Origin of the sequence: Acidovorax sp., from assembly GCF_016783915.1 — a bacterium.
In the GTDB taxonomy this organism is placed as follows: Bacteria; Pseudomonadota; Gammaproteobacteria; order Burkholderiales; family Burkholderiaceae_C; genus Acidovorax.
The window spans coordinates 30,159-54,081 of record NZ_JADHVT010000012.1 but is presented as its reverse complement, the minus strand read 5'-3'; the positions used below and the strand labels follow the sequence as shown (position 1 = coordinate 54,081).

Annotated in this window: 21 protein-coding genes; 8 read left to right on the top strand and 13 right to left on the bottom strand. The window is 66.1% G+C overall.

Annotated elements, in window-relative coordinates; genetic code table 11:
• On the bottom strand, nucleotides 1–930 hold the full coding sequence (gene rsmI / locus ISS20_RS04675; RefSeq protein WP_291434163.1) for a 16S rRNA (cytidine(1402)-2'-O)-methyltransferase: 930 nt from the start codon (nucleotides 928–930) through the stop codon (nucleotides 1–3).
• Here rsmI and ISS20_RS04670 point away from each other — a divergent pair.
• The 3 genes from ISS20_RS04670 to ISS20_RS04660 all read left to right on the top strand — a co-directional run bounded on the left by ISS20_RS04670 (nucleotide 930) and on the right by ISS20_RS04660 (nucleotide 2,692).
• Nucleotides 930–1,340, top strand: a complete 411-nt coding sequence (locus tag ISS20_RS04670) for a YraN family protein (RefSeq protein WP_291434162.1) — start codon at nucleotides 930–932, stop codon at nucleotides 1,338–1,340. The genes rsmI and ISS20_RS04670 overlap by 1 nt on opposite strands.
• Before the next feature lie 90 nt (nucleotides 1,341–1,430).
• The gene (locus tag ISS20_RS04665; RefSeq protein ID WP_291434160.1) at nucleotides 1,431–2,030 is read left to right on the top strand and encodes an SIS domain-containing protein; all 600 of its coding nucleotides are present in this window, start codon (nucleotides 1,431–1,433) and stop codon (nucleotides 2,028–2,030) included.
• The gene (locus tag ISS20_RS04660; RefSeq protein ID WP_291434158.1) at nucleotides 2,027–2,692 is read left to right on the top strand and encodes a BON domain-containing protein; all 666 of its coding nucleotides are present in this window, start codon (nucleotides 2,027–2,029) and stop codon (nucleotides 2,690–2,692) included. Before ISS20_RS04665 ends, ISS20_RS04660 begins: the two co-directional genes overlap by 4 nt.
• A 204-nt stretch (nucleotides 2,693–2,896) precedes the next feature.
• Here the strand turns inward: ISS20_RS04660 and ISS20_RS04655 are convergent, their stop codons facing one another.
• The 4 genes from ISS20_RS04655 to ISS20_RS04640 form a co-directional block, all read right to left on the bottom strand.
• Nucleotides 2,897–3,811 (bottom strand): NAD(P)-dependent oxidoreductase, encoded by a 915-nt coding sequence (locus ISS20_RS04655; protein ID WP_291434156.1) that lies wholly within the window; start codon nucleotides 3,809–3,811, stop codon nucleotides 2,897–2,899.
• Nucleotides 3,812–3,910: 99 nt separating this feature from the next.
• Entirely contained in the window at nucleotides 3,911–5,047 is a 1,137-nt protein-coding gene (locus ISS20_RS04650; RefSeq protein WP_291434155.1) for a PilT/PilU family type 4a pilus ATPase, read from the bottom strand.
• Nucleotides 5,048–5,105: 58 nt separating this feature from the next.
• Entirely contained in the window at nucleotides 5,106–5,741 is a 636-nt protein-coding gene (locus tag ISS20_RS04645) for a cyclic nucleotide-binding domain-containing protein (protein ID WP_291434154.1), read from the bottom strand.
• A gap of 67 nt (nucleotides 5,742–5,808) precedes the next feature.
• On the bottom strand, nucleotides 5,809–6,852 hold the full coding sequence (locus tag ISS20_RS04640) for a type IV pilus twitching motility protein PilT (protein WP_015012257.1): 1,044 nt from the start codon (nucleotides 6,850–6,852) through the stop codon (nucleotides 5,809–5,811).
• 37 nt (nucleotides 6,853–6,889) lie between these two features.
• Here ISS20_RS04640 and ISS20_RS04635 point away from each other — a divergent pair, with 37 nt between their 5' ends.
• Entirely contained in the window at nucleotides 6,890–7,606 is a 717-nt protein-coding gene (locus ISS20_RS04635) for a YggS family pyridoxal phosphate-dependent enzyme (RefSeq protein ID WP_291434151.1), read from the top strand.
• Nucleotides 7,607–7,619: 13 nt separating this feature from the next.
• Here ISS20_RS04635 and ltaE read toward each other — a convergent pair whose 3' ends face one another.
• From ltaE to ISS20_RS04620, 3 genes are all read right to left on the bottom strand, one after another.
• A complete protein-coding gene (gene ltaE, locus ISS20_RS04630; protein ID WP_291434149.1) occupies nucleotides 7,620–8,684 on the bottom strand; it encodes a low-specificity L-threonine aldolase in 1,065 nt (354 codons plus the stop codon).
• A gap of 109 nt (nucleotides 8,685–8,793) precedes the next feature.
• Nucleotides 8,794–10,041, bottom strand: a complete 1,248-nt coding sequence (locus tag ISS20_RS04625; RefSeq protein ID WP_291434147.1) for a branched-chain amino acid ABC transporter substrate-binding protein — start codon at nucleotides 10,039–10,041, stop codon at nucleotides 8,794–8,796.
• Between the two features lie 57 nt (nucleotides 10,042–10,098).
• Nucleotides 10,099–10,749: a TetR/AcrR family transcriptional regulator gene (locus ISS20_RS04620; protein WP_291434145.1), complete on the bottom strand. Its 651-nt coding sequence runs from the start codon at nucleotides 10,747–10,749 to the stop codon at nucleotides 10,099–10,101.
• A gap of 155 nt (nucleotides 10,750–10,904) precedes the next feature.
• Between ISS20_RS04620 and ISS20_RS04615 the strand changes: the two genes are divergently transcribed.
• From ISS20_RS04615 to ISS20_RS04600, 4 genes are all read left to right on the top strand, one after another.
• Nucleotides 10,905–12,512 carry an AMP-binding protein gene (locus ISS20_RS04615; RefSeq protein ID WP_291434143.1) on the top strand — a complete coding sequence of 536 codons (1,608 nt, stop codon included), beginning with the start codon at nucleotides 10,905–10,907 and terminating at the stop codon, nucleotides 12,510–12,512.
• Between the two features lie 217 nt (nucleotides 12,513–12,729).
• Nucleotides 12,730–16,014: a carboxyl transferase domain-containing protein gene (locus tag ISS20_RS04610; protein WP_291434141.1), complete on the top strand. Its 3,285-nt coding sequence runs from the start codon at nucleotides 12,730–12,732 to the stop codon at nucleotides 16,012–16,014.
• Nucleotides 16,015–16,106: 92 nt separating this feature from the next.
• Nucleotides 16,107–17,246 (top strand): aminotransferase class V-fold PLP-dependent enzyme, encoded by a 1,140-nt coding sequence (locus ISS20_RS04605; protein ID WP_291434139.1) that lies wholly within the window; start codon nucleotides 16,107–16,109, stop codon nucleotides 17,244–17,246.
• 48 nt (nucleotides 17,247–17,294) lie between these two features.
• Entirely contained in the window at nucleotides 17,295–18,611 is a 1,317-nt protein-coding gene (locus tag ISS20_RS04600) for a DUF445 family protein (protein WP_291434137.1), read from the top strand.
• A 465-nt stretch (nucleotides 18,612–19,076) separates the two neighbouring features.
• On the opposite strand, the gene ISS20_RS04595 is transcribed toward ISS20_RS04600, so the two are convergent.
• The 5 genes from ISS20_RS04595 to purU all read right to left on the bottom strand — a co-directional run bounded on the left by ISS20_RS04595 (nucleotide 19,077) and on the right by purU (nucleotide 23,902).
• Entirely contained in the window at nucleotides 19,077–19,511 is a 435-nt protein-coding gene (locus tag ISS20_RS04595) for a hypothetical protein (protein WP_291434136.1), read from the bottom strand.
• Between the two features lie 97 nt (nucleotides 19,512–19,608).
• Nucleotides 19,609–20,145 (bottom strand): hypothetical protein, encoded by a 537-nt coding sequence (locus ISS20_RS04590; protein WP_291434134.1) that lies wholly within the window; start codon nucleotides 20,143–20,145, stop codon nucleotides 19,609–19,611.
• A gap of 214 nt (nucleotides 20,146–20,359) precedes the next feature.
• A complete protein-coding gene (locus ISS20_RS04585) occupies nucleotides 20,360–21,865 on the bottom strand; it encodes an FAD-linked oxidase C-terminal domain-containing protein (protein WP_291434132.1) in 1,506 nt (501 codons plus the stop codon).
• A 269-nt stretch (nucleotides 21,866–22,134) separates the two neighbouring features.
• Complete coding sequence (locus tag ISS20_RS04580) at nucleotides 22,135–23,040, bottom strand: LysR substrate-binding domain-containing protein (RefSeq protein WP_291434130.1); 906 nt, start codon at nucleotides 23,038–23,040, stop codon at nucleotides 22,135–22,137.
• Nucleotides 23,041–23,053: 13 nt separating this feature from the next.
• Nucleotides 23,054–23,902, bottom strand: a complete 849-nt coding sequence (gene purU, locus ISS20_RS04575; protein WP_056059864.1) for a formyltetrahydrofolate deformylase — start codon at nucleotides 23,900–23,902, stop codon at nucleotides 23,054–23,056.
• Between the last annotated feature and the right edge of the window lie 21 nt (nucleotides 23,903–23,923).

The window sequence follows — 23,923 nt, the reverse complement described above, 5'->3', positions numbered from 1 at the left end:
TCAGTCCTGCGGTCCGTCCTCGCGCTTCCACTCCAGCGCGGTGTCGTACAGCACGTTGCGCGACGCGCCCGTGATCTCGGCGGCCAGGCGCACGGCGGTCTTCAGGGGCAGTTCGGCCAGCAACAGGCGCAGCACGCGGTGGCTGTCGCCTGCGTCGCTGACCACAGGCACCGGGTGCAGCAGCACCACAAATTCGCCGCGGGAGCGCTGGGGCGACCCATCCAGCCAAGCGGTCAGCGCCTGTGCGGGCTGGGTGGTGACTTCTTCAAACTGTTTGGTCAGCTCGCGCGCCAGGGTGACGGGGCGCTCGCCCAATACGGCCAGGGCCTGGGCCAACTCGCCAATCCGGTGGGGGGCTTCGAGCAGCACCACGCAGCGGGGCTCATGGGCCAGGTTCTGCGCAATCACGTTCGCGCGCTCTGCGTTCTTGACGGGCAGAAAACCTGCAAACACAAAGCCGCCATGCTCGGTGCTGTGGGCCACGGCACCGGCCACGCTCAATGCGGTGGTAATGCTGCTGGCACCCGGCAGCGGCACGGCGCGCAAGCCTGCTGCCTGCACCGCTGCCACCAGGCGCGCCCCAGGGTCGCTCACGCCGGGTGTGCCTGCGTCGCTCACATAGGCCACGCGCTGTCCCTGCTGCAGCCGGTGCACCACATTCTGTGCAGCTTCGGCCTCGTTGTGCTGGTGCACAGCCAGCAACTGGCTGGCGCTCTTGTCGATGCCGTAGGCGCGCAGCATCGACTGCGTATGGCGTGTGTCTTCGCAAGCCACCGTATCCACCAGTTGCAGCACATGCAGTGCGCGCAGGGTGATGTCGGCCAGGTTGCCGATGGGTGTGGCCACCACGTACAGTGCGCCCTGCGGATAATGCTGCGCAGCGGCGGCGTCGTGCGCCGCACCCTGGGCTGAAGCGAAAGATGCGCTCAATGAATTTCCTTGGAAAAAAACCACCCGTCGTTGCCACCCCAGGGGCTGCCGAAAATGCCACCACGCGTGAGCGGGGCAACGCTGCCGAGGACCAGGCCCTGGCCCATCTGCAGGCGGCGGGCCTGCAACTGGCGGTGCGCAATTATCGGACGCCCGGGCGCGGCGGGGGCGAGATTGATCTGGTGATGCGGGACCGGGACGGCACCCTGGTGTTTGTGGAGGTTCGCAGTCGCGCGCGCAGCGGTTTTGGCGGCGCAGGTGCCAGCATCAGCGCCACCAAGCAGCAGCGCATCATCTTCGCTGCGCGGCACTACCTAATGCGCTTGCCGTCGCCACCGCCCTGCCGTTTTGACGTGGTGCTTGTGGAGGAGGGGGTGCAGTGGCTCAAGGCGGCGTTCGATGCGCAGTAGCGGCGGGCGCCATATTAGTCGCCAGCGCAATGCAGGTGGCTACCCTTTGCTACAAAAGCTGTAACACGCGGCGGGTATCATCGGGCCCTCATGCTTGAGCAACGCATCCAACAGCATTTCATCGACAGCGCCGACCTGAAGTACCAGGCCGCGCAAACCCTGAGCCATCCCATCGCCGCAGCCGTACAGGCAGTGCTGGCCTGCGTGACCAGCGGCGGCAAGGTGCTGGCCTGTGGCAACGGTCCGTCTGCCGCCGAGGCGCAACAGTTCGCCGCGTTTTGCGTGGCCGGCTTTGAGCGCGAACGCCCCGAGCTGGCCGCGCTGGCCCTCACGTCGGACAGCACCCTGCTCACGGCGGCTGCAGGCAGCAACGATGCCACCCAGCAGTTTGCGCGCCAGGTGCGTGCCCTGGGCCAGGCGGGCGATGTGCTGCTGGCCCTGACGGTGCACGGAAACGACCCCAACCTGCTGGCTGCCGCCGAAGCCGCGCACGAGCGCGACATGACCGTGGTGGTGCTTGCAGGCCGCACCGGTGGCAAGCTGGCCGCCATGCTGCGGGAGACCGACGTCTTGATCAGCGTGCCCCACGACCGTGCGGCGCGCGTGCGCGAAGTCCATACGCTGGTACTGCACTGCCTGAGCGACGGCGTGGACGCACAGTTACTTGGTGAACAGGAGATCCCACTATGAACCCGACAACCCTGAATCGCACCCGCCGCGTGGTGGGTACAGCCCTGGCGGCTGCCGCGCTGGCCGCCGCACTATCGGCTTGCGCGCCCCTGATCGTCGGCGGCGCCGTGGTCGGCGGCGTGATGGCGGTGGACCGCCGCACGGCTGGCACCCAGATCGAAGACGAGGGCATCGAGCTGCGCGCGGCCAACCGCATTCGCGAAGCCCTGGGCGACCGGGCCCATGTCAACGTGACCAGCTACAACCGCCAGGCTCTGCTGACCGGTGAAGTCGCTACGGCCCAGGACCGCCAGGCGGTGGAGCAGATGGTGTCGCAGGTGGAGAACGTGCGCTCCGTGGTCAACGATCTGGCCGTGATGCCCAGCTCTACGCTGAGCCAGCGGTCCACGGACACCTTCATCACTGGCAAGGTTCGCGCGAGCCTGGTGGACGCGCAGGACATTTCGGCCAACTCCTTCAAGGTGGTGACTGAGCGCAATATCGTCTACCTGATGGGCCGCGTCTCGCAGCGCGAGGCCAACCGCGCCACGGACATCGCCCGTGGCGTGAGCGACGTGCGCAAGGTGGTGCGTGTGTTCGAGATCGTTTCGGAGGAAGAGCTGCGCCGCATCGCGCCGCAGCCTGCGCCGGTCACCACGGACACCAAGCCGGCCGGCGGCTGAGGACAGGGTTCAGCCCAGAGGGGCCAAGTCCCAGACCACAGCGCGTGGTCTGGGACTTTTTTCTTGCAGCGCAGCGCTGGAGCTCCGCTGCGCTGCCACACGTCGCCGGCGTTGCACCCGGGGGTGAGGCTGTGACGACGCCTGCTTCGCCCGACCGCCGGGTCTGCCCTTTGTCAGGGTAGACACCGCAGGCGGCTGAGGGGGTTACTTCAAGCGCTGAATCAGGCTGGACGTATCCCAGCGGTTGCCGCCCATCTTCTGCACATCGGCATAGAACTGGTCCACCAGCGCTGTTACCGGCACGCGTGATCCGTTGCGCTTGGCTTCGTCCAGCACCAGGCCCAGGTCCTTGCGCATCCAGTCTACGGCAAAACCAAAGTCGAACTTGCCGTCCACCATGGTCTTGCCACGGTTGTCCATCTGCCAGCTCTGGGCCGCGCCCTTGCCGATCACCTCCAGCACCTGCTTCATGTCCAGCCCGGCGTTCTGGCCAAACGCCACGGCTTCCGACAGGGCCTGCACCAGCCCGGCGATGCAGATCTGGTTGACCATCTTGGCCAACTGGCCCGAGCCGCTGGCACCCAGCAGCGTGAAGGCGCGGGAGAACGCCATGGCCACGGGCTGGACGGCCTCGAAGGCTGCGGCATCGCCACCGCACATCACGGTCAGCAGGCCGTTCTGAGCGCCTGCCTGGCCGCCGGACACGGGCGCATCCACAAACTGCAGGCCGAGCGCCTGGGCGGCCGCATACAGCTCGCGCGCCACCTCGGCCGACGCCGTGGTGTGGTCCACAAAAATCGCACCGGGCTTCATGCCTGCAAAGGCGCCGTCCGCGCCCAGCGTGACCGAACGCAGGTCATCGTCATTGCCCACGCAGCAGAACACGATGTCGGCGCCTGCAGCCGCCTCGCGGGGCGTGGCTGCATGTTGGGGGGCCTTGGTGCCCGCGTACTCTGCGCACCAAGCGACCGATTTGGTCGCGGTCCGGTTGTACACGGTGACTTCATGACCGGCCAGCGCCAGGTGGCCTGCCATGGGGTAGCCCATCACGCCCAGGCCCAGAAAGGCGACTTTGCGGGAAGGGGTGGTGTCGTAGTTGCGGGGGTTAGTGCTTGGCATGGTGTGACGGCAAGATGATGCAAAAGTATGCGTGAAAACGAAAACCCGCCCAGGAGGGCGGGTGAAGCAGGGCAAAGGTGTGTGGGCCTGGCTCTGGAGTCACACAATCGCGAAATGCTCGGTGCCCTGGGCCAGGTCGGGCGACTTGGCGCGCTGGCTGTTGAGCTTGATCTGCAGGCGCAGGTCGTTGAGCGAGTCGGCATTGCGCAGCGCGTCTTCGTAGCTGATGACGTTGGCCTCGTAGGCGTCGAACAGCGCCTGGTCGAAGGTTTGCATGCCCAGGTTGCGGCTTTTCTTCATGATCTCCTTGATCTCGGAGACCTCGCCCTTGAAGATCAGGTCGGAGATCAGCGGGGTGTTGAGCATCACTTCCACCGCAGCGGCACGGCCCTTGCCGTCCTGCTTGGGGATCAGACGCTGCGAAACCATGGCGCGCAGGTTGAGCGACAGGTCCATCAACAACTGGGCGCGGCGCTCTTCGGGGAAGAAGTTGATGATCCGGTCCAGCGCCTGGTTGGCGCTGTTGGCGTGCAGCGTGGCCAAGCACAAGTGCCCGGTTTCTGCAAACGCCACCGCATGTTCCATGGTCTCGCGGTCGCGGATTTCGCCCATCAGGATCACCTCGGGCGCTTGGCGCAGCGTGTTCTTCAGGGCTGCTTCCCAGCTGTCGGTATCCAGGCCCACTTCGCGCTGCGTCACCACGCAGTTCTTGTGCGGGTGCACGAATTCAATGGGGTCTTCCACCGTGATGATGTGGCCGAACGAGTTCTCATTGCGCCAGTCCACCATGGCGGCCAGCGTGGTGGACTTGCCCGAGCCCGTGGCACCCACCAGGATGCACAGGCCGCGTTTGGTCATCGTCACTTCCTTGAGCACCTGCGGCACACCCAGGCCGTCGATGGTGGGCAGTGTGAGCGGAATGGTCCGCAACACCATGCCGACCTTGCCCTGCTGGATGAAGGCGTTGACGCGGAAACGCCCGATGCCAGCGGGCGAAATGGCGAAGTTGCACTCCTTGGTGCGCTCGAAGTCGGCCACTTGCTTGTCGCTCATGATGGCGCGCGCCAGCGTGAGCGTGTGGTTGGGCGTGAGGGGCTGCGGTGACACCTTGGTCACCTTGCCATCGACCTTGATGGCGGGCGGAAACTCTGCCGTGATGAACAAGTCGCTGCCATTGCGGCTCACCATCAGCTTGAGCAGGTCATTGATGAATTTACTGGCCTGATCGCGTTCCATCAGAAGTTCTCCCGGGGGTGGTCGTCTGCCGGACGATCTTGGGTCGAGGATAGGTGCATCATTTCTGGTTATCGCTCAGGCGCGCACTCACCACGCGCAGGCGCAGCGACAGCTTGCGCGCCAGCAGTGCAATCAGACTGGCAGCCAGCTGCGGGTCCTTGGTCATCATGTCGTCCATGGCCTCGGCGGAGAGCACGGCGATCTCGCAATCGGTCAGTGTGGTGCAGGCCGAAAAGCGAATGCCGCTGTCCAGCAGCGACATCTCGCCCAGGATGTCCCCCGGGCGTGTCTCGGCCAGGCGCAGTTGTTCGCCCCAGGGCTGCACGCGGTCCACGGCGATGGTGCCGGTGAGCAGCACCACCATGAAGTTGCCGTACTCGTCCTGGCGGATCACGTCGCGGTTGGAGGGGATGGCCGCAAACTCAAAAAAGCGCTCCATGCGCTCCACGGCGTCCTTGTCCAGGTGCGCCATGTATTTGTCCTTGGCCCACAGGCCTTGCAGCAGCTTGCCGCCCCGGCTGGTGGGCAGGCGCTTGGCGCCCACTTCCACAGCACGAGCCTCCCAGGGCACCAGCATGGAGTCGTCCACACCCTGGCCCGCAAATGCCGTGGAAAACAGCACGGAGTCCGTGTGGTCGTCCGATGATTTGCCGCTGCGGGTTTTCAATTTCAGAAGGCTCAAAATGCCTTTCATATCGCGCTCCGGTATGCGGCGCCTGCGGGGGCCACAAGTTCGTTCATGGGGGTGTGCTGTCGGGGGCTCAGCCGGGGAAGTTCTCGGGGATCTTGGCCTTGCTGCGTGCTTCAGCCGGGCTGATGATGTTGCGGCGCACGAGGTCCGTCAGGTTCTGGTCCAGCGTCTGCATGCCCACGCTGTTGCTGGTCTGGATGGTGGAATACATCTGCGCCACCTTGGCCTCGCGGATCAGGTTGCGGATGGCGCTGGTGCCCAGCATGATCTCGTGCGCAGCCACGCGGCCAGAGCCGTCCTTGGTCTTGCACAGCGTCTGCGAGATCACGGCCTGCAGCGATTCGGACAACATCGCACGGACCATTTCCTTTTCTTCGGCCGGGAACACGTCGATGATCCGGTCGATGGTCTTGGCGGCGCTCGATGTGTGCAGCGTGCCGAACACCAAGTGGCCCGTTTCCGCAGCCGTCATGGCCAGACGGATGGTTTCCAGGTCGCGCATTTCGCCCACCAGGATGGCGTCCGGGTCTTCACGCAGTGCGGACTTCAGGGCCGCCGCGAACGACAGCGTCATCGGGCCGACTTCGCGCTGGTTGATCAGGCACTTCTTGGACTCGTGCACGAATTCGATCGGGTCTTCCACCGTGAGGATGTGGCCGTATTCGGATTCGTTGAGGTAGTTGACCATGGCGGCCAACGTGGTGGACTTGCCCGAGCCCGTGGGGCCGGTCACCAGCACCAGGCCCCGTGGCTTCAAGGCCAGGTCGCCAAAGATCTTGGGGGCGTTGAGCTGCTCCAGCGTCAGGATCTTGCTCGGAATCGTCCGGAACACGGCGGCCGCGCCCCGGTTCTGGTTGAAGGCGTTGACGCGGAAACGGGCCAGGCCTTCGATCTCGAACGAAAAGTCCACCTCCAGGAACTCTTCATACGTCTTGCGCTGCGCGTCGCTCATGATGTCGTACACCATGGCGTGCACCGTCTTGTGGTCCAGCGCATCCACGTTGATGCGCCGCACGTCGCCGTGGACCCGGATCATGGGCGGTAGACCGGCGGAGAGGTGCAGGTCGGAGGCCTTGTTCTTCACGCTGAACGCGAGCAATTGGGTAATGTCCACGGAGTCCCTCTATCGTTTGGTACGCTTGCCAAACATTATGACCACGATTGCTAACAACCTCCAACAGGTTATGGGCCGGATCGCCCAGGCGTGCCGGGCTGCCGGGCGCGACCCGGGCCAGGTGGGCCTGCTGGCCGTTTCCAAGACCTTTGGCGCCGATGCGGTGCTGGAGGCGGTGGCCGCAGGCCAGCGCGCCTTTGGCGAGAACTACATCCAGGAGGGCGTGGACAAGATTGCCGCCGTGCGTGCTGCCTTGCCCGGCGTGGCGCTGCAGTGGCATTGCATCGGCCCCATCCAGAGCAACAAGACCCGCCTGGTGGCCGAGCACTTTGACTGGGTGCATACGGTGGACCGGCTCAAGATCGCCGAGCGCCTGTCGGCCCAGCGGCCCGATCACCTGCCGCCGCTGCAGATATGTATCCAGGTCAACATTGACGGCGGGCCCACCAAGTCGGGCGTGGCTCCAGCCGAAGTCCTGGACTTGGTGCGCGCTGTCGCAAAACTGCCACGCCTGGTGGTACGGGGGCTCATGAGCATTCCGGACCATGCTCCCGAATTTGAAGCGCAACTGGCAATCCACGCTAGCGCCAGAAGGCTTTTCGACGAGATATCGGCGGTGGAAGAGCCAGGCCTTGGGCAGTTCGACACCCTGTCCCTGGGCATGACGGCCGATCTGGAGGCCGCCATCCAGGCAGGCAGCACCCTGGTGCGCGTGGGCACCGGCATCTTCGGCGGGCGGACTTACTCCGCCTGACGGTCGGGGCGCATCAGCCAGCGAAGCGCGCCACGCAATCCAGCGCCGCTGTCACGTCCGCCTCGCTCACATCCAGGTGCGTCACCCAGCGCAGCCGCGTGGCGCCGCCATACAGGCTGCTGGTCACGCGCACGCCGTGCTGCGCCAGCCAGGCGGTGAAGGCGGTTGCCACATCGGCATGCAGGTCGGTGAACAGGATGTTGGTCTGCCAGGGAAGCACCGTGATGCGGCCCTGCAGCACAGGGTGGCTGCGGTTGGCTTCGGCCAGCCCTTGGGCCAGCCGGTCCAGGCGGGCGTGGTCCTCCGCCAGGCGCCGCACATGGTGCTGCAGCGCATAGTGGCCCGCAGCGGCCAGCACTCCGGCCTGGCGCATGCCACCGCCCAAGATCTTGCGGGTGCGGCGCGCCTGCCGGATGAAGTCGCGCGAGCCCAGCACCAGCGAGCCCACGGGTGCACCCAGGCCCTTGCTCAGGCACAGCGACGCGGAATCAAAGTGGCTGCACAGCGCGCGCGCTTCGTCGTACACATCGGTGCCGTTGCGCGCGGCATTGGCCGTGGCGGCGTTGAACATGCGTGCGCCGTCCAGGTGCATGGCCAGCCCCCGGCTGCGCGCCAGCTGTGCCACCTCGGCGATGTAGGCGGGCGGCAGCACCTGGCCGCCGGTGGTGTTCTCCAGCACCACCAGCCGGGTACGCGCAAAGTGCGGGTCGTCCGGTTTGATGGCGGCCGCGATGTCGGCCAGGCGCAGCGTGCCGTCGGGCTGGGTCTCGACGGGCTGTGGCTGGATGGACCCTAGCACTGCCATGCCACCAGCCTCCCAGCGGTAGGTGTGCCAGCTCTGGCCCACGATGGCCTCGTCGCCGCGCTGGCAGTGGCCCCACAGCGCGATCAGGTTGGTCTGCGTGCCCGAGGGGGCGAACAATGCAGCCTCAAAACCCAGCAGATCGGCCGCATGCTCTTGCAGTGCGTTCACCGAAGGGTCGTCGGCAAAGACATCGTCGCCCAGCGGGGCCTTGAACATGGCCTCGCGCATGGCGGGCGTGGGCTGGGTGACGGTGTCGCTGCGAAAGTCGGGCATGGGCGCGGTCCTTGTGGGTCGGGTCAACGAATGCAATGACCGGCCATGGTAGCGGCGGCCCGTGGCGAATGCCGCTGTGGGGGTAACGGCGCGCTTCAGCGCCGTGGCGTCAAGGCCGGGTCATCTTGCAGTCCGTACCTTGCGCCAACTCATTGCCCGTGTAGGCCGCATCGGTCCTGAAGCCGTAGTTCGTTCCTTCCCAGCCGACCTTCACCGCCTTGCCGTCCACCGGCGCGATGGTGTTGACCACCTGGGGCAGCAGCAGCTGGTGGTCTTCGCCGCGCATGCGCACGGGGCCCACCACCGAGTCGATGGTCAGGTCTTCCAGCGCACGGGCTACCTTCACCGGGTCGGTGGACTGGGCCTTGTTGATGGCGGCGGCGAGGAAGCGCGGCGTCATCTCGATGCGCGGCGCGAGGAAGTCCTTGCCCGTCTTGGCCTTGTAGGTCTTGGCCAGCGCGTCCACCTTGGGGGTGTCGGCCTGGCCGGGGTGCCATTCGGCCACCCAGGTCAGCTGGCCCTGCTTGGCCTGCGACACGGCCAGCACCGTGCCGGGGATGGAGCCCGCGCTGTGGTTGAAGTAGCGCAGGTTGTAGCCCGCGTCGCCCGCCGCCTTGAGCAGCAGCGTCATGTCCTGCCCCCAGTTGCCGCTGATGACCGAATCGGCCTCGCTGCTCTTGACCTTGGCGAGGTAGGGCGCGAAGTCCTTCACGCGGCCGATGGGGTGCAGTGCCTCACCCACAAACTGGATGTCGGGCCGCGCCAGGCCCACCATCTCGCGGCCATAGTGCGCCCACTGCTTGCCGTGGGCGTAGTCCTGGTTGAGCAGGTACACCTTCTTGATGTCCGGCTGCTTCTTGATGTAGTTGGCAATCGCCTTCATCTTCATGGCCGTGTTGGCCTCGAACTGGAAGTGCCAGAAGTTGCAGGCCTTGCCCGTCAGCTCGGGGTCGATGGAGGAGTGGTTCAGCACCAGGATCTCCTTGCCCGGGTTGCGCTGGTTGTGGCGCGCTGCCGCCTGCACCAGCGCCGTGACCACGGAGGAGCCCGAGCCGCCCGTCACGATGGCCTTGGCTCCCTGGTCAATGGCGGCCTGCAGCGCGCTCTGGCTCTCCTGCGCCGAGAGCTTGCTGTCGAACTGCAGCAGCTGCAGCTTGGTGCCCTTGAGCACGCCGCCCTTGGCGTTGATGTCCTCGATGGCGTACTGCGTGTGGGTGAGCATCAGCTCACCCACGTTGGCGAACGGGCCCGACAGCGGGTCGATGTAGGCGACCTTGAAGGTCTCCTGCGCGCTGGCTGCTGTGCCGATCAGCAGGGCCGCCGCGGCGGCCAGGGGGGTGAGGAACACGGTTTTCATGGGTTTTGTCTCCGGTGGTTGTCGTTTTGGTGAAGGGGCGTAGCGCAGCTGCTGGCGTCAGGCTGGGTTGCGCTTGCGGGTTCGCCGCAGCCCCAGCACACGCCAGGCCAGTTGCGCCAGCTCCTGCGCCACCTCGTCCTGTGACAGGCGGCCGTCAGGGCGGTACCAGTTGTAGAGAAAGCCGGGCAGGCTGCAGGCGGCCAGCGCGGTGATCTTGGTGTCGTTGAACTCGAACATGCCGTCGTCGCGGCCCATTTCGAGCAGCGCGCACAGCCGGTCGTAGAAGTGGTTCGCCAGGTCCTTTTGCGCCGCCAGGTACTCGGGCCGGTACACCTGCGGCTCGCGGTACGGGAAGAAGGCCGAGGGGTGGTGCTCCAGCGTGGCGCGGATCAGCCGCTCGATGCCTTCCGTCACCTTCACATGGGCAGGCCGGTCATCGTCCGCCGCAAAGTCCATCGCGGTGAAACACGCCACGGCAGGCGCCCACGACAGCGTCTCGAAGATCTCCTGCTTGTTGCGAAAGTAGTAGTACACAAAGGGCTTGGTCACGCCCAGCTGCTGCACGATCTGCTCAATGGTGGTGTTGGCGTAGCCCTGCGCATCGAACAGCGCCTCGGCCGCGCGCAAGATGCGTTCGCGCTTTTCGTCCGACCCGGCCGTGGCGGCCTTCTGGCGGCCGCTGGCCTGCACGGGGGGCTGCTGGTTCATTGGTGTCCTTTGCGCGACGTTCGATTTATACCCATGGGTAGCATTGTTCTACCGAGCGGTATATATTGGCAAGACGCTGGCGGGTGAGGGCGCTCAGAGAAAACCCTGAGTGGCCGCCAAGAACCAGCGATTCCAGACACCTCGGAGACAACGCCATGCCTTATGCCGCACCGCAGCTGCCGCTGCACGAACACCTGCGCCGCCACGCGCGCGAAACGCCCGACCGCATCGCCTACCTCTGGTACGGCCAGCCCCTCAACTGGGCGCAGCTTGATGCGGCCAGTGATGCATTTGCCGCGCGCCTGCAGGCGCTGGGTGTGGCCAAGGGCGAGCCCGTGGCGCTGTTCATGAACAACTGCCCGCAGTACGTGATGGCGCACTACGGCATCCAGAAGATCGGTGCCATCGTCTGCCCCTGTGGGCCGCTGAACAAGGAGCACGAGCTGGAATACCAGCTCACCGACCTGCAGGCGCGCGTGATCGTCGCGGCCGATGTGCTGCTGCCTGTGGTGGACAAGGTGCGCGCCAAGACGGCGCTGCAGCATGTGTTTGTGGTGCGTTATGCCGAGCTGCTGCCCGAGAGCGCGCCCAGCATCGACGTGCCCGCCGAGCTGCTGGCAATGCGCGCAGCCATGGCGCCTGCTCCCGCGGGCTGCGAAGATTTTCTGGCGGCCACGCGCACAGGCGCTCGGCCAGCGCCCGTCGCGCTGTCGATGGACGACATCTCGCTCATGACCTACACCTCGGGCACCACCGGGTTGCCGAAGGGCGCGATGCTGAGCTACGGCAACGCCACGTTCAAGACCGCTGCATCGGCCGACTGCAACGGCATGACGCCGCACGAAACGCTGTTGGCCGTGGCGCCGCTGTACCACATCGCCGGCATGGTGATGGGCGTGAACCTGCCCGTCTACACCGGCGCCACGGCCGTGCTGCTGTACCGCTTTGACCCACTGGGCGTGGCCCAGGCGCTGGAGCGCCACCGCGTGACCTGGTGGTACAGCATCGCGCCCATGAATGGCGCGCTCATGCAGGTGCCCGGCGCACACGAGATGGACTGGAGCGCGCTGCGCCGCAACCCGGTCACCAGCTTTGGCATCACCTTTACCGAGGCGTTGGCCCAGCAGTGGCAGCAGTTCGCGCCGAATTGCATCTCGCACGAGGCGGCCTACGGGCTGTCCGAAACCCACACGGTGGACACCGCCATGCCTGTGGACGCCATCCGCTGGGGCACCCAGGGCAAGCCCGTGCCGGGCAACACCCTGCGCATCGTCGACCCCGACACCGGCGCGCCCCTGCCCACCGGCGAGGTGGGCGAGATCACCATCCACGGCCCCGGCAACTTCCAGGGGTACTGGAACAAGCCCGAGGCCACGGCCAAGACCCTGCGGGACGGCTGGGTCTACACCGGCGACATGGGCAAGATCGATGCGGACGGCTATGTCACCTTCATCGGCCGCTTCAAGGAAATGATCAAGGTCTCGGGCTACAGCGTGTTCCCCGAAGAGGTCGAGACCCTGCTCATCAAGCACCCCGCCGTGGCCCAGGCCGCCGTGATTGGCGTGCCCGATGCGGAAAAGGGTGAGGTGGTGCGCGCCTTCATCGTCAAGAAGCCCGGCCAGGAGGTGGACGCCGCCAGTCTGGTGGCCTGGTGCCGCGAGAACATGGCGCCCTACAAAGCCCCGCGCGAAGTGCGCTTCATCGATGCGCTGCCCGCCACCGGCGCTGGCAAAGTGCTGCGCCGCCTGCTTCGGGATGCATGAAACACCCCCTGAGTCGCCTGCGGCGCCTTCCCCCTCTCTCTACGCGCTTCGCGCTAGGGAGGGGGACGCTCCAACCGCGGCGGGGCGGCCCTTGCGCGGGAGTCCTGGTGTGGGCCCCGTCAGTTGCAAGCGCAGTTCTATGAGTCCATCAACTAGAAACAATGGCCGCCAGCGCTTATCAGTCAAGCGCTAAAAGCTAAAAAAAAGAATCAAAACCATGACCTTGCCCCTCTTCGCCAAAGTCCTGATCGCCAACCGGGGAGAGATCGCACTGCGCACTGTGCGCGCCCTGCACGACCTGGGCATTGCCAGCGTGGCCGTGTATGCCGACGATGACGCCACCAGCCCCCATGTCCACGTAGCCAGTGCGGCCGTGGCGCTGGGCGCCACCGGCCCGGCGGCGTACCTGGACGGTGCGCGCCTCATCGCCATTGCGAAGGCGCAGGGCTGCGACGCCGTGCACCCGGGCTACGGCTTCTTGAGCGAGCGCGCCGACTTTGCCCGCGCCTGCGCCGAGGCGGGGCTGCGCTTCATCGGCCCCACGCCTGCGCAGCTCGCGCTGTTCGGCGACAAGGCGCAGGCCCGTGCGCTGGCGCAGCAGCAGGGCGTGCCGCTCATGCCCGGCACGCAGACGGCGGTGACGCTGCAGGAGGCGCAGGCCTTCTTCGCGCAGCACGCCCATGCCGGCATCGTCATCAAGGCCATCGGCGGTGGCGGCGGGCGCGGCATGCGCGCGGTGGCGTCGGCCGATGACTTGCCCGCTGCCTACGCGCGCTGCCGCAGCGAGGCGCAGGCCGCCTTTGGTGTGGACGGCGTGTACGTGGAGCGCCTGATGGGCAACGCCCGCCACATCGAGGTGCAGGTGCTGGGCGACGGGCGCGAGGTGATCGCGCTGGGCGAGCGCGAGTGCACGCTGCAGCGGCGCTTTCAGAAGGTGGTGGAGATCTCGCCCAGCCCCTCGCTGCCCGCGCCGCTGCGCGAACGCATCACCACCGCCGCGCTGTCCATGGCGCGGGCCGTGGCCTACGAGGGCCTGGGCACCTTCGAGTTTCTGGTGGATCTGGCCTCGAACGACCTGCCGTTTGTGTTCATCGAATGCAACCCACGCCTGCAGGTGGAGCACACCATCACCGAAGAAGTGACCGGCGTGGATCTGGTGCAGGCGCAGATCGCGCTGGCCGCAGGCCGCACGCTGCAGGACATCGGCCTCGACCCCGCCGCACCGCCCGCCGTGTTGGGCTTTGCCGTGCAGTGGCGCATCAACGCCGAGACGCTGGATGCGCAGGGCGGCGCCACCCCCGGCAGCGGCACACTCAGCCGCTTTGATCTGCCCACAGGCCCCGGCGTGCGCGTGGACACGCACGGCGCAGCGGGCGCCACGCCATCGCCGCACTACGACACGCTGCTGGCCAAACTCATCGTGCACACGCGCAGCCCGCACTTTGCGGATGCGCTGCGCCGCTCGCAGCGCGCTCTGGCCGAGTGCCGCATCGAGGGCGTGGCCACCAACCTGGCGCTGCTGCAGGCCCTGGCCGCACGGCCCGAAATGGAAAGCCAGCATGTGCACACACGCTGGCTGGAGTCGGTGTTGCCAGACCTTCTGATCGCTATTAAAAATATAGTTGCTGCGGCAAGTTCGACTAGCGCTAGCGGCCAAAAAGACTCATATTCCTCAGTGCCTGCACCTGAAGGCGCAGTGCTCGCCCCCATGCCCGCCCGCCTGGTGCAGCTGAGCGTGGCCGAAGGCGACGTGGTCGCTGCCGGCGCCGAGCTGGCCTTGCTCGAAGCCATGAAGATGGAGCATGTGCTGCTGGCCCCGCACGCAGGCCGCGTGGGCGCGCTGCTGGCCGTGGCCGGTGGCTACGTCGCGCAGGGGCAGCCGCTGCTGGTGCTGGACGCGGTGGATGATGCTGCCGATGTCGAAGTGCAGGGCAGCGCTGCGCACGACCCCGACCACATCCGTGCCGACCTGCAACGTGTGATCGACCGCCACGCCTTCACGCTCGACGCCGCGCGCCCCGACGCCATGGCCAAGCGCCACGCCCAAGGCGGCCGCTCCGCGCGCGAGAACATTGCCGACCTGTGCGACGACGGCAGCTTCATCGAATATGGTGCCCTCGCCATCGCCGCGCAAACGCGCCGCCGCAGCAAGGAAGACCTCATCGCCAACACGCCCGCCGACGGCATGGTTACGGGCATCGGCGGCATCAATGGCGCATTGTTCGGGCCTGAAAAATCCCGCGCAGTGGTCATGTCCTACGACGCCACCGTGCTCGCGGGCACCCAGGGCGCACGCAACCACGCCAAGACCGACCGCATGCTCGGCATCGCGCTGGCGCAGAAGCTGCCCGTGGTGCTGTTTGCCGAGGGCGGCGGCGGGCGCCCGGGCGACACCGACATGCCCGTGGTGGCGGGGCTGCATGTGCACACGTTTGCGAGCTACGCGGCGCTGTCGGGCCAGGTGCCGGTCATCGGCATCGCGGCAGGGCGCTGCTTTGCAGGCAACGCCGCCTTGCTGGGTTGCAGCGACGTGATCATTGCCACGCGCGGCAGCAACATCGGCATGGGCGGCCCGGCCATGATCGAAGGCGGCGGTCTGGGCGTGTTCAAGCCCGAGCAGATCGGCCCGAGCCGCGTGCAACATGCCAACGGCGTTATCGACGTGTTGGTGGAGAACGAGGCCGAGGCCGTGGCCGCTGCGTGCCACTATCTGTCGTTCTTCCAGGGCCGCACATCGCAGTGGTCCGCACCCGACCAGCGCCTGCTGCGCGCCGTGGTGCCCGAGAACCGCCTGCGCGTGTACGACACCCGCACGGCGATGACCGGTCTGGTGGACGAGGGCAGCCTGCTGCTGCTGCGCACCGGCTTTGGCGCGGGCATCCACACCGCACTCGCGCGCATCGAAGGCCGCCCCGTGGGCCTGCTGGCCAACAACCCGCAACACCTGGGTGGCGCCATCGACGCCGATGCGGCTGACAAGGGTGCGCGCTTCATGCAGCTGTGCAACGCACACGGCCTGCCCATCGTGAGCCTGGTGGACACGCCCGGCTTCATGGTCGGCCCTGAGGTGGAGGCCACGGCCCAGGTGCGCCACGTGAGCCGCCTGTTCGTCACCGCTGCCAGCCTGCGCGTGCCCACCTTCAGCGTGGTGCTGCGCAAGGGTTACGGCCTGGGCGCCATGGGCATGACGGCCGGGGGGTTCCATTCGCCCGTGTTCACTGTCGCCTGGCCTACCGGCGAGTTCGGTGCCATGGGCCTCGAAGGCGCCGTGCGCCTGGGCTTTCGCAAGGAGCTGGAGGCCCTGCCCGAGGGCACCGAGCGCGACGCCCTGTTTGCCAAGCTGCTGGCCAAGTCCTACGCCAACGGCGAGGCGATGCACATGGCCGCCACGCTGGAGATCGACGCGGTGATCGACCCGGCCGAAACGCGGGCATGGCTGGCGCGGGGGCTGGCGTCGGCGCAGGTGGGGCCGGTGGGGCACCGGTTCATCGACACCTGGTAGCCCCTGCGCGGGCCGCGCTGTGCATGCTAAGCTGGCCCGCCTTGCCCACCCCGTGCCGGGGTGGCGCCCCTGTTTGATGGAGACTTTGCACCATGCCCGGACTGCTGCCCGATATCGACCCTGATGGCCTGCTCGAATTTTCGGTGGTCTACACCGACCGCGCGCTCAACCACATGTCCAAACGCTTCACCGGCGTAGTGCAGGACATTTTGGGCACGCTGAAAGAGGTCTACCACGCCCACACCGCCGTGCTGGTGCCTGGCAGCGGCACCTTCGGCATGGAAGCCGTGGCGCGCCAGTTCGCCAACCGCGAGAAGGTGCTCATCGTGCGCAATGGCTGGTTCAGCTACCGCTGGACGCAGATCTTTGACGCCGACAAAGGCCTGGGTGGCGGCTCCGTGGTGTGCAAGGCGCGCCAGCAGGGCAGCGGCCCGCAGGCGCCCTGGGCTCCATGCCCCGCTGAAGAAGTTGCCGCCACCATCCGGGCCGAAAAGCCCAAGGTCGTGTTCGCCCCCCATGTGGAGACCGCCAGCGGCATCATCCTGAGTGACGACTACCTGCGCACCATCACAGCCGCCGCGCACGAAGTGGGCGCGCTGTTTGTGCTGGACTGTGTAGCGTCCGGCGCGATGTGGGTGGACATGCAGGCCACGGGCGTGGATGTGCTCATCAGCGCACCGCAAAAGGGCTGGAGCGGATCGCCTTGCTGCGCCATGGTGATGCTGTCCGAGCGTGCGCGCGAAGCCATCGAGGGCACCACGAGCAGCAGCTTTTCGTGCGACCTCAAGAAGTGGATGCAGATTGCCGAGGGCTACGAAAAGGGCCAGCACGCGTACCACACCACTATGCCCACGGATGCGCTGGTGCGTCTGCGCGAGGTGATGGCCGAGACGCGCGCCTACGGCTTTGCCAAGGTGCGCGAAGAACAGATCGAACTGGGTGCCAAGGTGCGCGCACTGCTCGAATCGCGCGGTTTTCCTAGCGTGGCGGCCGATGGCTTCAAGGCGCCGGGCGTGGTGGTGAGCTACACCACCGACCCTGGCATCCAAAACGGCAAGAAGTTCATGGAAGTGGGGCTGCAGACCGCTGCGGGTGTGCCGCTGCAGTGCGATGAAGGGCCGGACTTCAAGACCTTCCGCATCGGCCTGTTCGGGCTGGAGAAGTGGCACAACGTGGACCGCACAGTGGGCCATTTGTCGAAAGCGTTGGACCAGATTGCGGCAGCACCCTGACCCGCGTTAGGGCGCTGCAGTGAGCAGACCCGCGCGCGGCTTGTCGGCATGAGCAGCAGCGCTCCTCCATCCCACTCAAACGCCGACGACCCGGCGCGCGCCCTGCGGCGTGCCAAGCGACAAGCCCTGGGCCTGTTGCTGCTGGTCACGGCCGTGTTTGTGGCCACCAGCGTGGTCGAACGCGGCCTGTGGCTCAACGGCGTCAAGGCCATGGCCGAGGCTGCCATGGTGGGTGCGCTGGCGGACTGGTTTGCGGTGGTGGCGCTGTTCCGCCGCCCGCTGGGCCTTCCCATTCCGCACACGGCGGTCATCGCGCGCAACCAGGCGCGCATCGGCCGCAACCTCGCCACCTTTGTGCGCGACAAGTTCCTGGATGTGCCCTCGCTGGTGGCGCTGATCCGCCGGCACGACCCTGCCGAGCGTCTGGCGCAGTGGCTGACTGCCCCCGGCAACGCCACGCTGCTGGGCCACCAGGCCACGCGCCTGGCGTCGGCCGCACTGGAGATGGTGCAGGACGCGCAGGTAGAGCGCTTCATCCACAAGGCCGCGCGTGCCTTGATCGGGCAGGTGGATATGTCGCGTGCCCTGGCGGCGGTGCTCGATACCCTGACCCACAACGGCCGTCACCAGGCGCTGCTGGACGACGTGCTGGCCAAGCTCATCGAACTGCTGCAGAACGAGCAGACCCGCACCTGGGTCGCGCAGTCCATCGTGGCCTGGCTCAAGAAGGACCACCCGCGCACCGAGAAGTTGCTGCCCAGCGACTGGCTGGGCGACAAGGGCTCGGCCCTGCTGGCCCGCGCGCTGGAGAGCCTGATGGCCGATGTGGCCGCCAACCCGCAGCATGCACTGCGTGCGCAGTTTGATGTGGCGGTGCAGCGCTATATCGAGCGCCTGCGCAGCGACCCGGAATGGGCGCGCAAGGGCGAGGAGATCCGCACCTGGCTGCAGACGGATACCACCGTGGGCGGCTACGTGCAGGCGCTGTGGCTGGACCTGCGCGGTGCGCTGCGGCGTGATTTGGCCGATGCCGATTCGGTGGTGGCGCGGCAGGTGGGCAAGCTGGGGTTGTGGCTGGGTGAGTCGCTGGCGGGGGACGCGGCGCTGCGGCAGTCGTTCAATGACCGGCTGGAGCGGTGGGCGCAGGGGTTGGCGCCGGATGTGTCGGCGTTCATTGCGCAGCACATTGAGGACACCGTGCGGCGATGGGATACCGAAGCAATGACGCAGCTGATTGAGCTGAACATTGGGAAGGATTTGCAGTACATCCGCATCAACGGGACCGTGGTGGGTGGCCTCATCGGGCTGGTGCTGTTTGCGGTGTCGCACGTGGGGGAGATTTGGCGGGCGGTGGTGGGCAGTTGACCACCCGTTCGGGCTGAGCCCGTCGAAGCCGGGGCACCCCACTCCACCCGTTCGGGTTGAGCTTGTCGAAACCGGGGAGTGCTCGCATGCCTTGCTGATTTGGCTGCATGCCTTTGCTGAGGACGGAGGCCGAGAGTCGCCCGGCGTGCGAGTAACTTTCTTTTGCTTCGCCAAAAGAAAGTCACCAAAGAAAAGGCGACCCCCAGTCTGCGACCCCCACGCGGTGCGTGGGGGCAACCTGCGTCGGGGCGGTTGTGGGGTGCGCCGTGGAACTCGCTTTGCGCTGCGCGCGCCGCTCGGACAACCACGGCGAGTCAGAGCACGAAGCATGGGCGCTGCGACGCCCATGCCACCCCGCAACCGCCCCGCCGCAGGCGCAGTCAGCAGGGGGGTGGGAGCCGAACAGCCAACAGCCGAACAGCCACACGGGCCATCGCGTTGCTCGGCCGCGCCCGCGCTGCGCTGCTAGCGTGCAGCCTCATCCGCCGCCATGTTGGCCGCGTGTTCTTCCTGCAGATGCTGCGCAATTTGCGCCCAGGCCAGCTTGGCCTCTGCGTCTTGCGCCCAGGCATAGCAACTGGCGATGTGCATGGCCGTCACTGCATGGTGCGGGTCGAGCGCAAAGGCCACCTCGCACTGCAGCGCCGCCTGTCGCCACATCGCGGTCGCATCTTCGGATCCTTCTTTCTGCAACGCATGGGCTTCGGCCACCCACGCCTGACCCAGTCTGAAGGCTGCTGCGTGATGCGCGGGGTCGGCTTCATGCGCCCGTTGAAACAACGCCCCCGCCTTCCGCCACAACGCCCGCGCTGCGGCAAAGTCTTGCGTGGCCACGGCCTGCGCTTGGGCGACGAGGGCGTTGCCGGATTGGAGGAGGGTGGAGGGGGAGTCGCTGGGCATGGGGTCTTACAGGCGAGGGATAAGGTTGAGGATTGTCGGAGGTTTTGCTGGCCGCTATCGGCCACGAGCAGCGCTCCACCCCTTCGGCGTACCTTTGTCAGGTTTCGAGAAGTGCTCCGACCATCTTTGAACCCAAGAAGCCTCCATCGATAAGCCCGCACCGACTGGAAATCTCCCTCCTGAGGTGCATCGCCTTTGCGCTCTCAACTTCTGTTGGCACGGACCAAAACGACGGGGCCTTGATGCCCGGGAAAAAGACCGCCACGATCAAAGCTTCGCCCCCACTCTTCGTGACAAGTTCGACGTGGTTCTTTGGGAAACGCCCTATCGTCGTGTAGGAGCGCACTGAACTGAACTGATTTAGAGGGTAGTGATTTTGGATGGACGAAAAGAACGCGGAGACGGTATGGATGGTCACTTGCCTAGTTTGTGGATCAATCTCAATCCAACGGCGACTTTGTACCGCTTTGATCCACCAACTTACAAGAGTCACCAAGGTCAATATTGAAGCAATAACCAGCACAGATTTGGTCAGCTCTCCAAGTGCGATGGCGCGCAAGGCTTCCAAAACTAGAGCGCCAATGAGCATGTACAGCAGAAGGTACGAAACTTGGCTGCGCGCGTGAATTGGCATTTTCTAGGCGGCTTTCAGTTTGGAGGGTGAACCCGTCCAGCGCACATAACAGGAGTGGCTGGCAGAGCGCTGGATACTGTAGCTTCTACCAAAAAAAATCTGGTGCGAGCGAAATCACCGTTGGTCTGGGTCAGGCGATGAAACTGTGGCAGTTTGCAATTTCTAGTCAAGGGAGTACGGGGCTGCGCACTCAATTTGAAAGTGCTGCCACCGCTCAAAACCTCGGCAAATCCGGATGCTTGATCTGCCCCCCGCGCACCAACATCTTCCCGTACTCCGCACACCGGTTCAGCGTCGGAATCACCTTCCCCGGGTTCAGCAACCCCGCCGGGTCAAACGCATGCTTGAGCCCGAACATCTGCGCGTTCTCCGCCGCAGAGAACTGCACGCACATGCTGTTGAGCTTCTCCACGCCCACGCCATGCTCACCCGTCACGGTGCCGCCCATCGCCACGCTGGTTTCCAGAATCTCCGCGCCAAAAAGCTCGCAGCGGTGTAGCTGGTCGGCGTCGTTCGCGTCGAACAGGATCAGCGGGTGCAGGTTCCCGTCGCCCGCGTGGAACACGTTGGCGCAGCGCAGCTGGTATTTCTTTTCCATCTCCTGAATGGCGAGCAGGATGTCGGCCAGGCGCTTGCGCGGGATGGTGGAGTCCATGCACATGTAGTCGGGGCTGATGCGGCCGCTGGCGGGGAAGGCGTTCTTGCGGCCGCTCCAGAAGCGCAGGCGTTCGGCTTCGTCGTTGCTGACCGAGATGGCGGTGGCGCCGGCAGCGCGCAGCACCTCGCTCATGCGGCCGATTTCTTCTTCCACCTCTTCGGGCGTGCCGTCGCTCTCGCACAGCAAGATGGCTTCGGCCGTGAGGTCATAGCCTGCGTGTACAAAATCTTCCACGGCAGCCGTCATGGGCTTGTCCATCATCTCCAGCCCGGCGGGGATGATGCCTGCCGCAATCACGGCAGCGACGGCGTCGCCCGCTTTGCGCACATCGTCAAAGCTGGCCATGATGCAGCGCGCCAGCTGCGGCTTGGGGATCAGCTTCACCGTCACTTCGGTGGTCACGGCCAGCATGCCTTCGCTGCCGATCACGGCGGCCAGCAGGTCGTAGCCGGGGGCGTCCAGGGCCTCGCTGCCGAATTCGACGGGCTCGCCTTCCACCGTGAAGCCCTTGACCTTGAGCACGTTGTGCACCGTCAGGCCGTATTTCAGGCAGTGCACGCCGCCCGAGTTCTCGGCCACGTTGCCGCCGATGGTGCAGGCGATCTGGCTACTGGGGTCGGGCGCGTAGTACAGGCCGTAGGGGGCAGCGGCCTCGCTGATGGCCAGGTTGCGCACGCCGCACTGGACCACGGCCGTGCGGCTTTCGGGGTTGAGGTCGAGGATGCGGTTGAACTTGGCCAGCGACATGGTCACGCCCATGGCGTGCGGCATGGCGCCGCCGGACAGGCCCGTGCCCGCGCCGCGTGCCACCACGGGCACTTGCAGCTGGTGGCACACGCGCAGCACGGCCTGCACTTCGTCGTAGGTTTCCGGCAGGCACACCACCAGCGGGCGCTGGCGGTAGGCGGTGAGGCCATCGCATTCATACGGCGTGGTGTCTTCGCTGTGCCAGAGCAGAGCGTGGGCTGGCACCACGCGGCTCAGGGCCTGGACAACTTCGGCCTGGCGTGCGGCGCGTTCGGCGGGTGTCGGGAGCGGGGCGGAAGAAGTGGCGGTGATCATGGCCGCCACTGTAGGGGATGGGGACGGGCGGGGTGTGAGGTTTTCTGCAGGTGTTTGTGAAAAACACCGAAATGCTCATTAATTGATAGCTTTTGGCGCTTGATGGACTAGCGCTGGGGCTGATTTTTGCCTGAGCCTGGTGGAGGAGGGCGCGGCTCGGGCGAGGGCAGCCGAGCAAGGGCCGCCCCGCAGCGAGGGCTGCGTCCCCCTTCCCGGCGCAGCCGAGAGAAGCGGGACGGCGCCCAAGGCGACTCAGGGGGATGCCTCTACTACGCCATGGTTTTGCGCAGCCATTCGGCAAACGCCGCGCATTCCCACCGGTCCATGGTGCCGGTGCGCCAGCACAGGTAGTGCGCGTGGGGGCTGGCGGTGTCGGTGTCGAACAGGCGCACCAGCGTGCCGTTCTCCAGCCAGGGCGCGCCCAGCTTGAGGCGCACCAGCGCCACGCCCATGCCTGCGGCGGCGCCGTCGCACATCAGTCCGATGTCGTTGAACTGCGAGCCCTCGCTGGGCTCGGCCCAATCGAGACCGGTGACTGCAAACCAGGTGCGCCAGGGCTCCAGCGGGCTGCGCAGCAGGGGCACGCCTTCCAGGTCCTCGGGGCGGTCAAAGGGGCCGTGCTCGCGCACGAAGGCGGGGGATGCGAGGGGGGTGACCACGTCGCGCGCCAGCTCCACATGTTCCACGTCGGCATAGTGGCCGGGGCCAAAGCGCACCATCAGGTCGGCATCCTCGGCCACCACGTCCAGCAGCGGGATGGAGACTTGCAGGGCCAGGTCGATCTCGGGGTAGGCCTCGGTGAACTGGCGCAGGCGGGGGATCAGGATGGTGCGCGCAAACGTGGGCGTCACAGCCAGCTTGAGCCGCCGCCGTCCGGGCGCGGACGCCTGGCCAGGAAAGCGCTGCAACGCCCCCAGCCCCTCGCGCACGTGGGCCAGGTAGGCGCTGCCCTCGGTGGTCAGCGAAAAATCGGCCCGGCCAAACAGCCGCACGCCCAGGATCTGCTCCAGCTGCTTGACCCGGTGGCTCACCGCGCTGGGCGTCACGCACAGCTCGTCGGCGGTCTGCGTCACGCTGCGCAGGCGAGCCAGGGCCTCGAACGTCAGCAGGCACTGGATGGGTGGGATGCGCCGGGCTGCGCTGCTGAGGAAAGAGGACGGGACTGCCGTGGCCATGGGGCAGAACGGGTTAGCGGAAGATCACGGTCTTGTGGCCGTTCAGGATCACGCGGTGCTCGCTGTGCCACTTCACGGCGCGAGCCAGCACCTGGCTTTCGGTGTCGCGGCCCCGGGCCGTGAGGTCTTCTACCGTGTCTGTGTGGTCGGCACGGGCCACGTCCTGTTCGATGATCGGACCTTCGTCCAGGTCGGCCGTCACATAGTGGGCGGTGGCACCAATCAGCTTCACGCCCCGGTCATGGGCCTGATAGTACGGCTTGGCACCCTTGAAGCTGGGCAGGAAGCTGTGGTGGATGTTGATCGCCCGACCGGCCAACTTTTGACATAGGTCAAGAGAAAGTATCTGCATGTAACGGGCCAATACCACCAACTCGGCCCCTTCGCCCTCGATAATCTCAAACTGTTTGGCTTCGGCCTGGGCTTTGGTGCTGCCCGTCATCGGGATGTGGTGGAACGGCACGTTGTAGCTGGCCGCCAACTGGTAGAAGTCGCGGTGGTTGCTGATGATGGCGCGGATGTCGATGGGCAGCAGGCCACTCTTCCAGCGGAACAGCAGGTCGTTGAGGCAGTGGCCTTCCTTGCTGACCATGAGCACGGTTTTCATGGGGGCGGCCGTGGCGTGCAGGCTCCAGTGCATGTTGTAGGGCTCGGCAAAGCTGGTCAGGCGCGCCTTGAGGGTGGGGTGGTCGTGCTGGTCGCAGGCAAACTGCACCCGCATGAAGAACAGGCCCGTGGCGTGGTCGTTGTACTGTGCGGCTTCTTCGATGTTGCCGCCATGCTCCAGCAAAAAGCCCGAGACGGCGTGCACCAGCCCCAGGCGGTCGGGGCATGACAGGGTAAGGATGTAGGCGTTGGTCATAGCTGTGCAATTGTCGCAGCA

Bases quoted from the DNA above. Each gene is read 5' to 3' on its own strand.
- ISS20_RS04590 (WP_291434134.1), bottom strand. From the start codon at position 20,145: ATGCCAATTCACGCGCGCAGCCAAGTTTCGTACCTTCTGCTGTACATG.
- ISS20_RS04625 (WP_291434147.1), bottom strand. From the start codon at position 10,041: ATGAAAACCGTGTTCCTCACCCCCCTGGCCGCCGCGGCGGCCCTGCTG.
- ISS20_RS04580 (WP_291434130.1), bottom strand. From the start codon at position 23,040: ATGGCCACGGCAGTCCCGTCCTCTTTCCTCAGCAGCGCAGCCCGGCGC.
- ISS20_RS04600 (WP_291434137.1), top strand. From the start codon at position 17,295: ATGAGCAGCAGCGCTCCTCCATCCCACTCAAACGCCGACGACCCGGCG.
- ISS20_RS04620 (WP_291434145.1), bottom strand. From the start codon at position 10,749: ATGAACCAGCAGCCCCCCGTGCAGGCCAGCGGCCGCCAGAAGGCCGCC.
- ISS20_RS04650 (WP_291434155.1), bottom strand. From the start codon at position 5,047: ATGGAACGCGATCAGGCCAGTAAATTCATCAATGACCTGCTCAAGCTG.
- ISS20_RS04670 (WP_291434162.1), top strand. From the start codon at position 930: ATGAATTTCCTTGGAAAAAAACCACCCGTCGTTGCCACCCCAGGGGCT.
- ISS20_RS04655 (WP_291434156.1), bottom strand. From the start codon at position 3,811: ATGCCAAGCACTAACCCCCGCAACTACGACACCACCCCTTCCCGCAAA.
- ISS20_RS04635 (WP_291434151.1), top strand. From the start codon at position 6,890: ATGACCACGATTGCTAACAACCTCCAACAGGTTATGGGCCGGATCGCC.
- ISS20_RS04595 (WP_291434136.1), bottom strand. From the start codon at position 19,511: ATGCCCAGCGACTCCCCCTCCACCCTCCTCCAATCCGGCAACGCCCTC.
- ltaE (WP_291434149.1), bottom strand. From the start codon at position 8,684: ATGCCCGACTTTCGCAGCGACACCGTCACCCAGCCCACGCCCGCCATG.
- ISS20_RS04645 (WP_291434154.1), bottom strand. From the start codon at position 5,741: ATGAAAGGCATTTTGAGCCTTCTGAAATTGAAAACCCGCAGCGGCAAA.
- purU (WP_056059864.1), bottom strand. From the start codon at position 23,902: ATGACCAACGCCTACATCCTTACCCTGTCATGCCCCGACCGCCTGGGG.
- ISS20_RS04665 (WP_291434160.1), top strand. From the start codon at position 1,431: ATGCTTGAGCAACGCATCCAACAGCATTTCATCGACAGCGCCGACCTG.
- ISS20_RS04605 (WP_291434139.1), top strand. From the start codon at position 16,107: ATGCCCGGACTGCTGCCCGATATCGACCCTGATGGCCTGCTCGAATTT.
- ISS20_RS04615 (WP_291434143.1), top strand. From the start codon at position 10,905: ATGCCTTATGCCGCACCGCAGCTGCCGCTGCACGAACACCTGCGCCGC.
- ISS20_RS04585 (WP_291434132.1), bottom strand. From the start codon at position 21,865: ATGATCACCGCCACTTCTTCCGCCCCGCTCCCGACACCCGCCGAACGC.
- ISS20_RS04660 (WP_291434158.1), top strand. From the start codon at position 2,027: ATGAACCCGACAACCCTGAATCGCACCCGCCGCGTGGTGGGTACAGCC.
- ISS20_RS04610 (WP_291434141.1), top strand. From the start codon at position 12,730: ATGACCTTGCCCCTCTTCGCCAAAGTCCTGATCGCCAACCGGGGAGAG.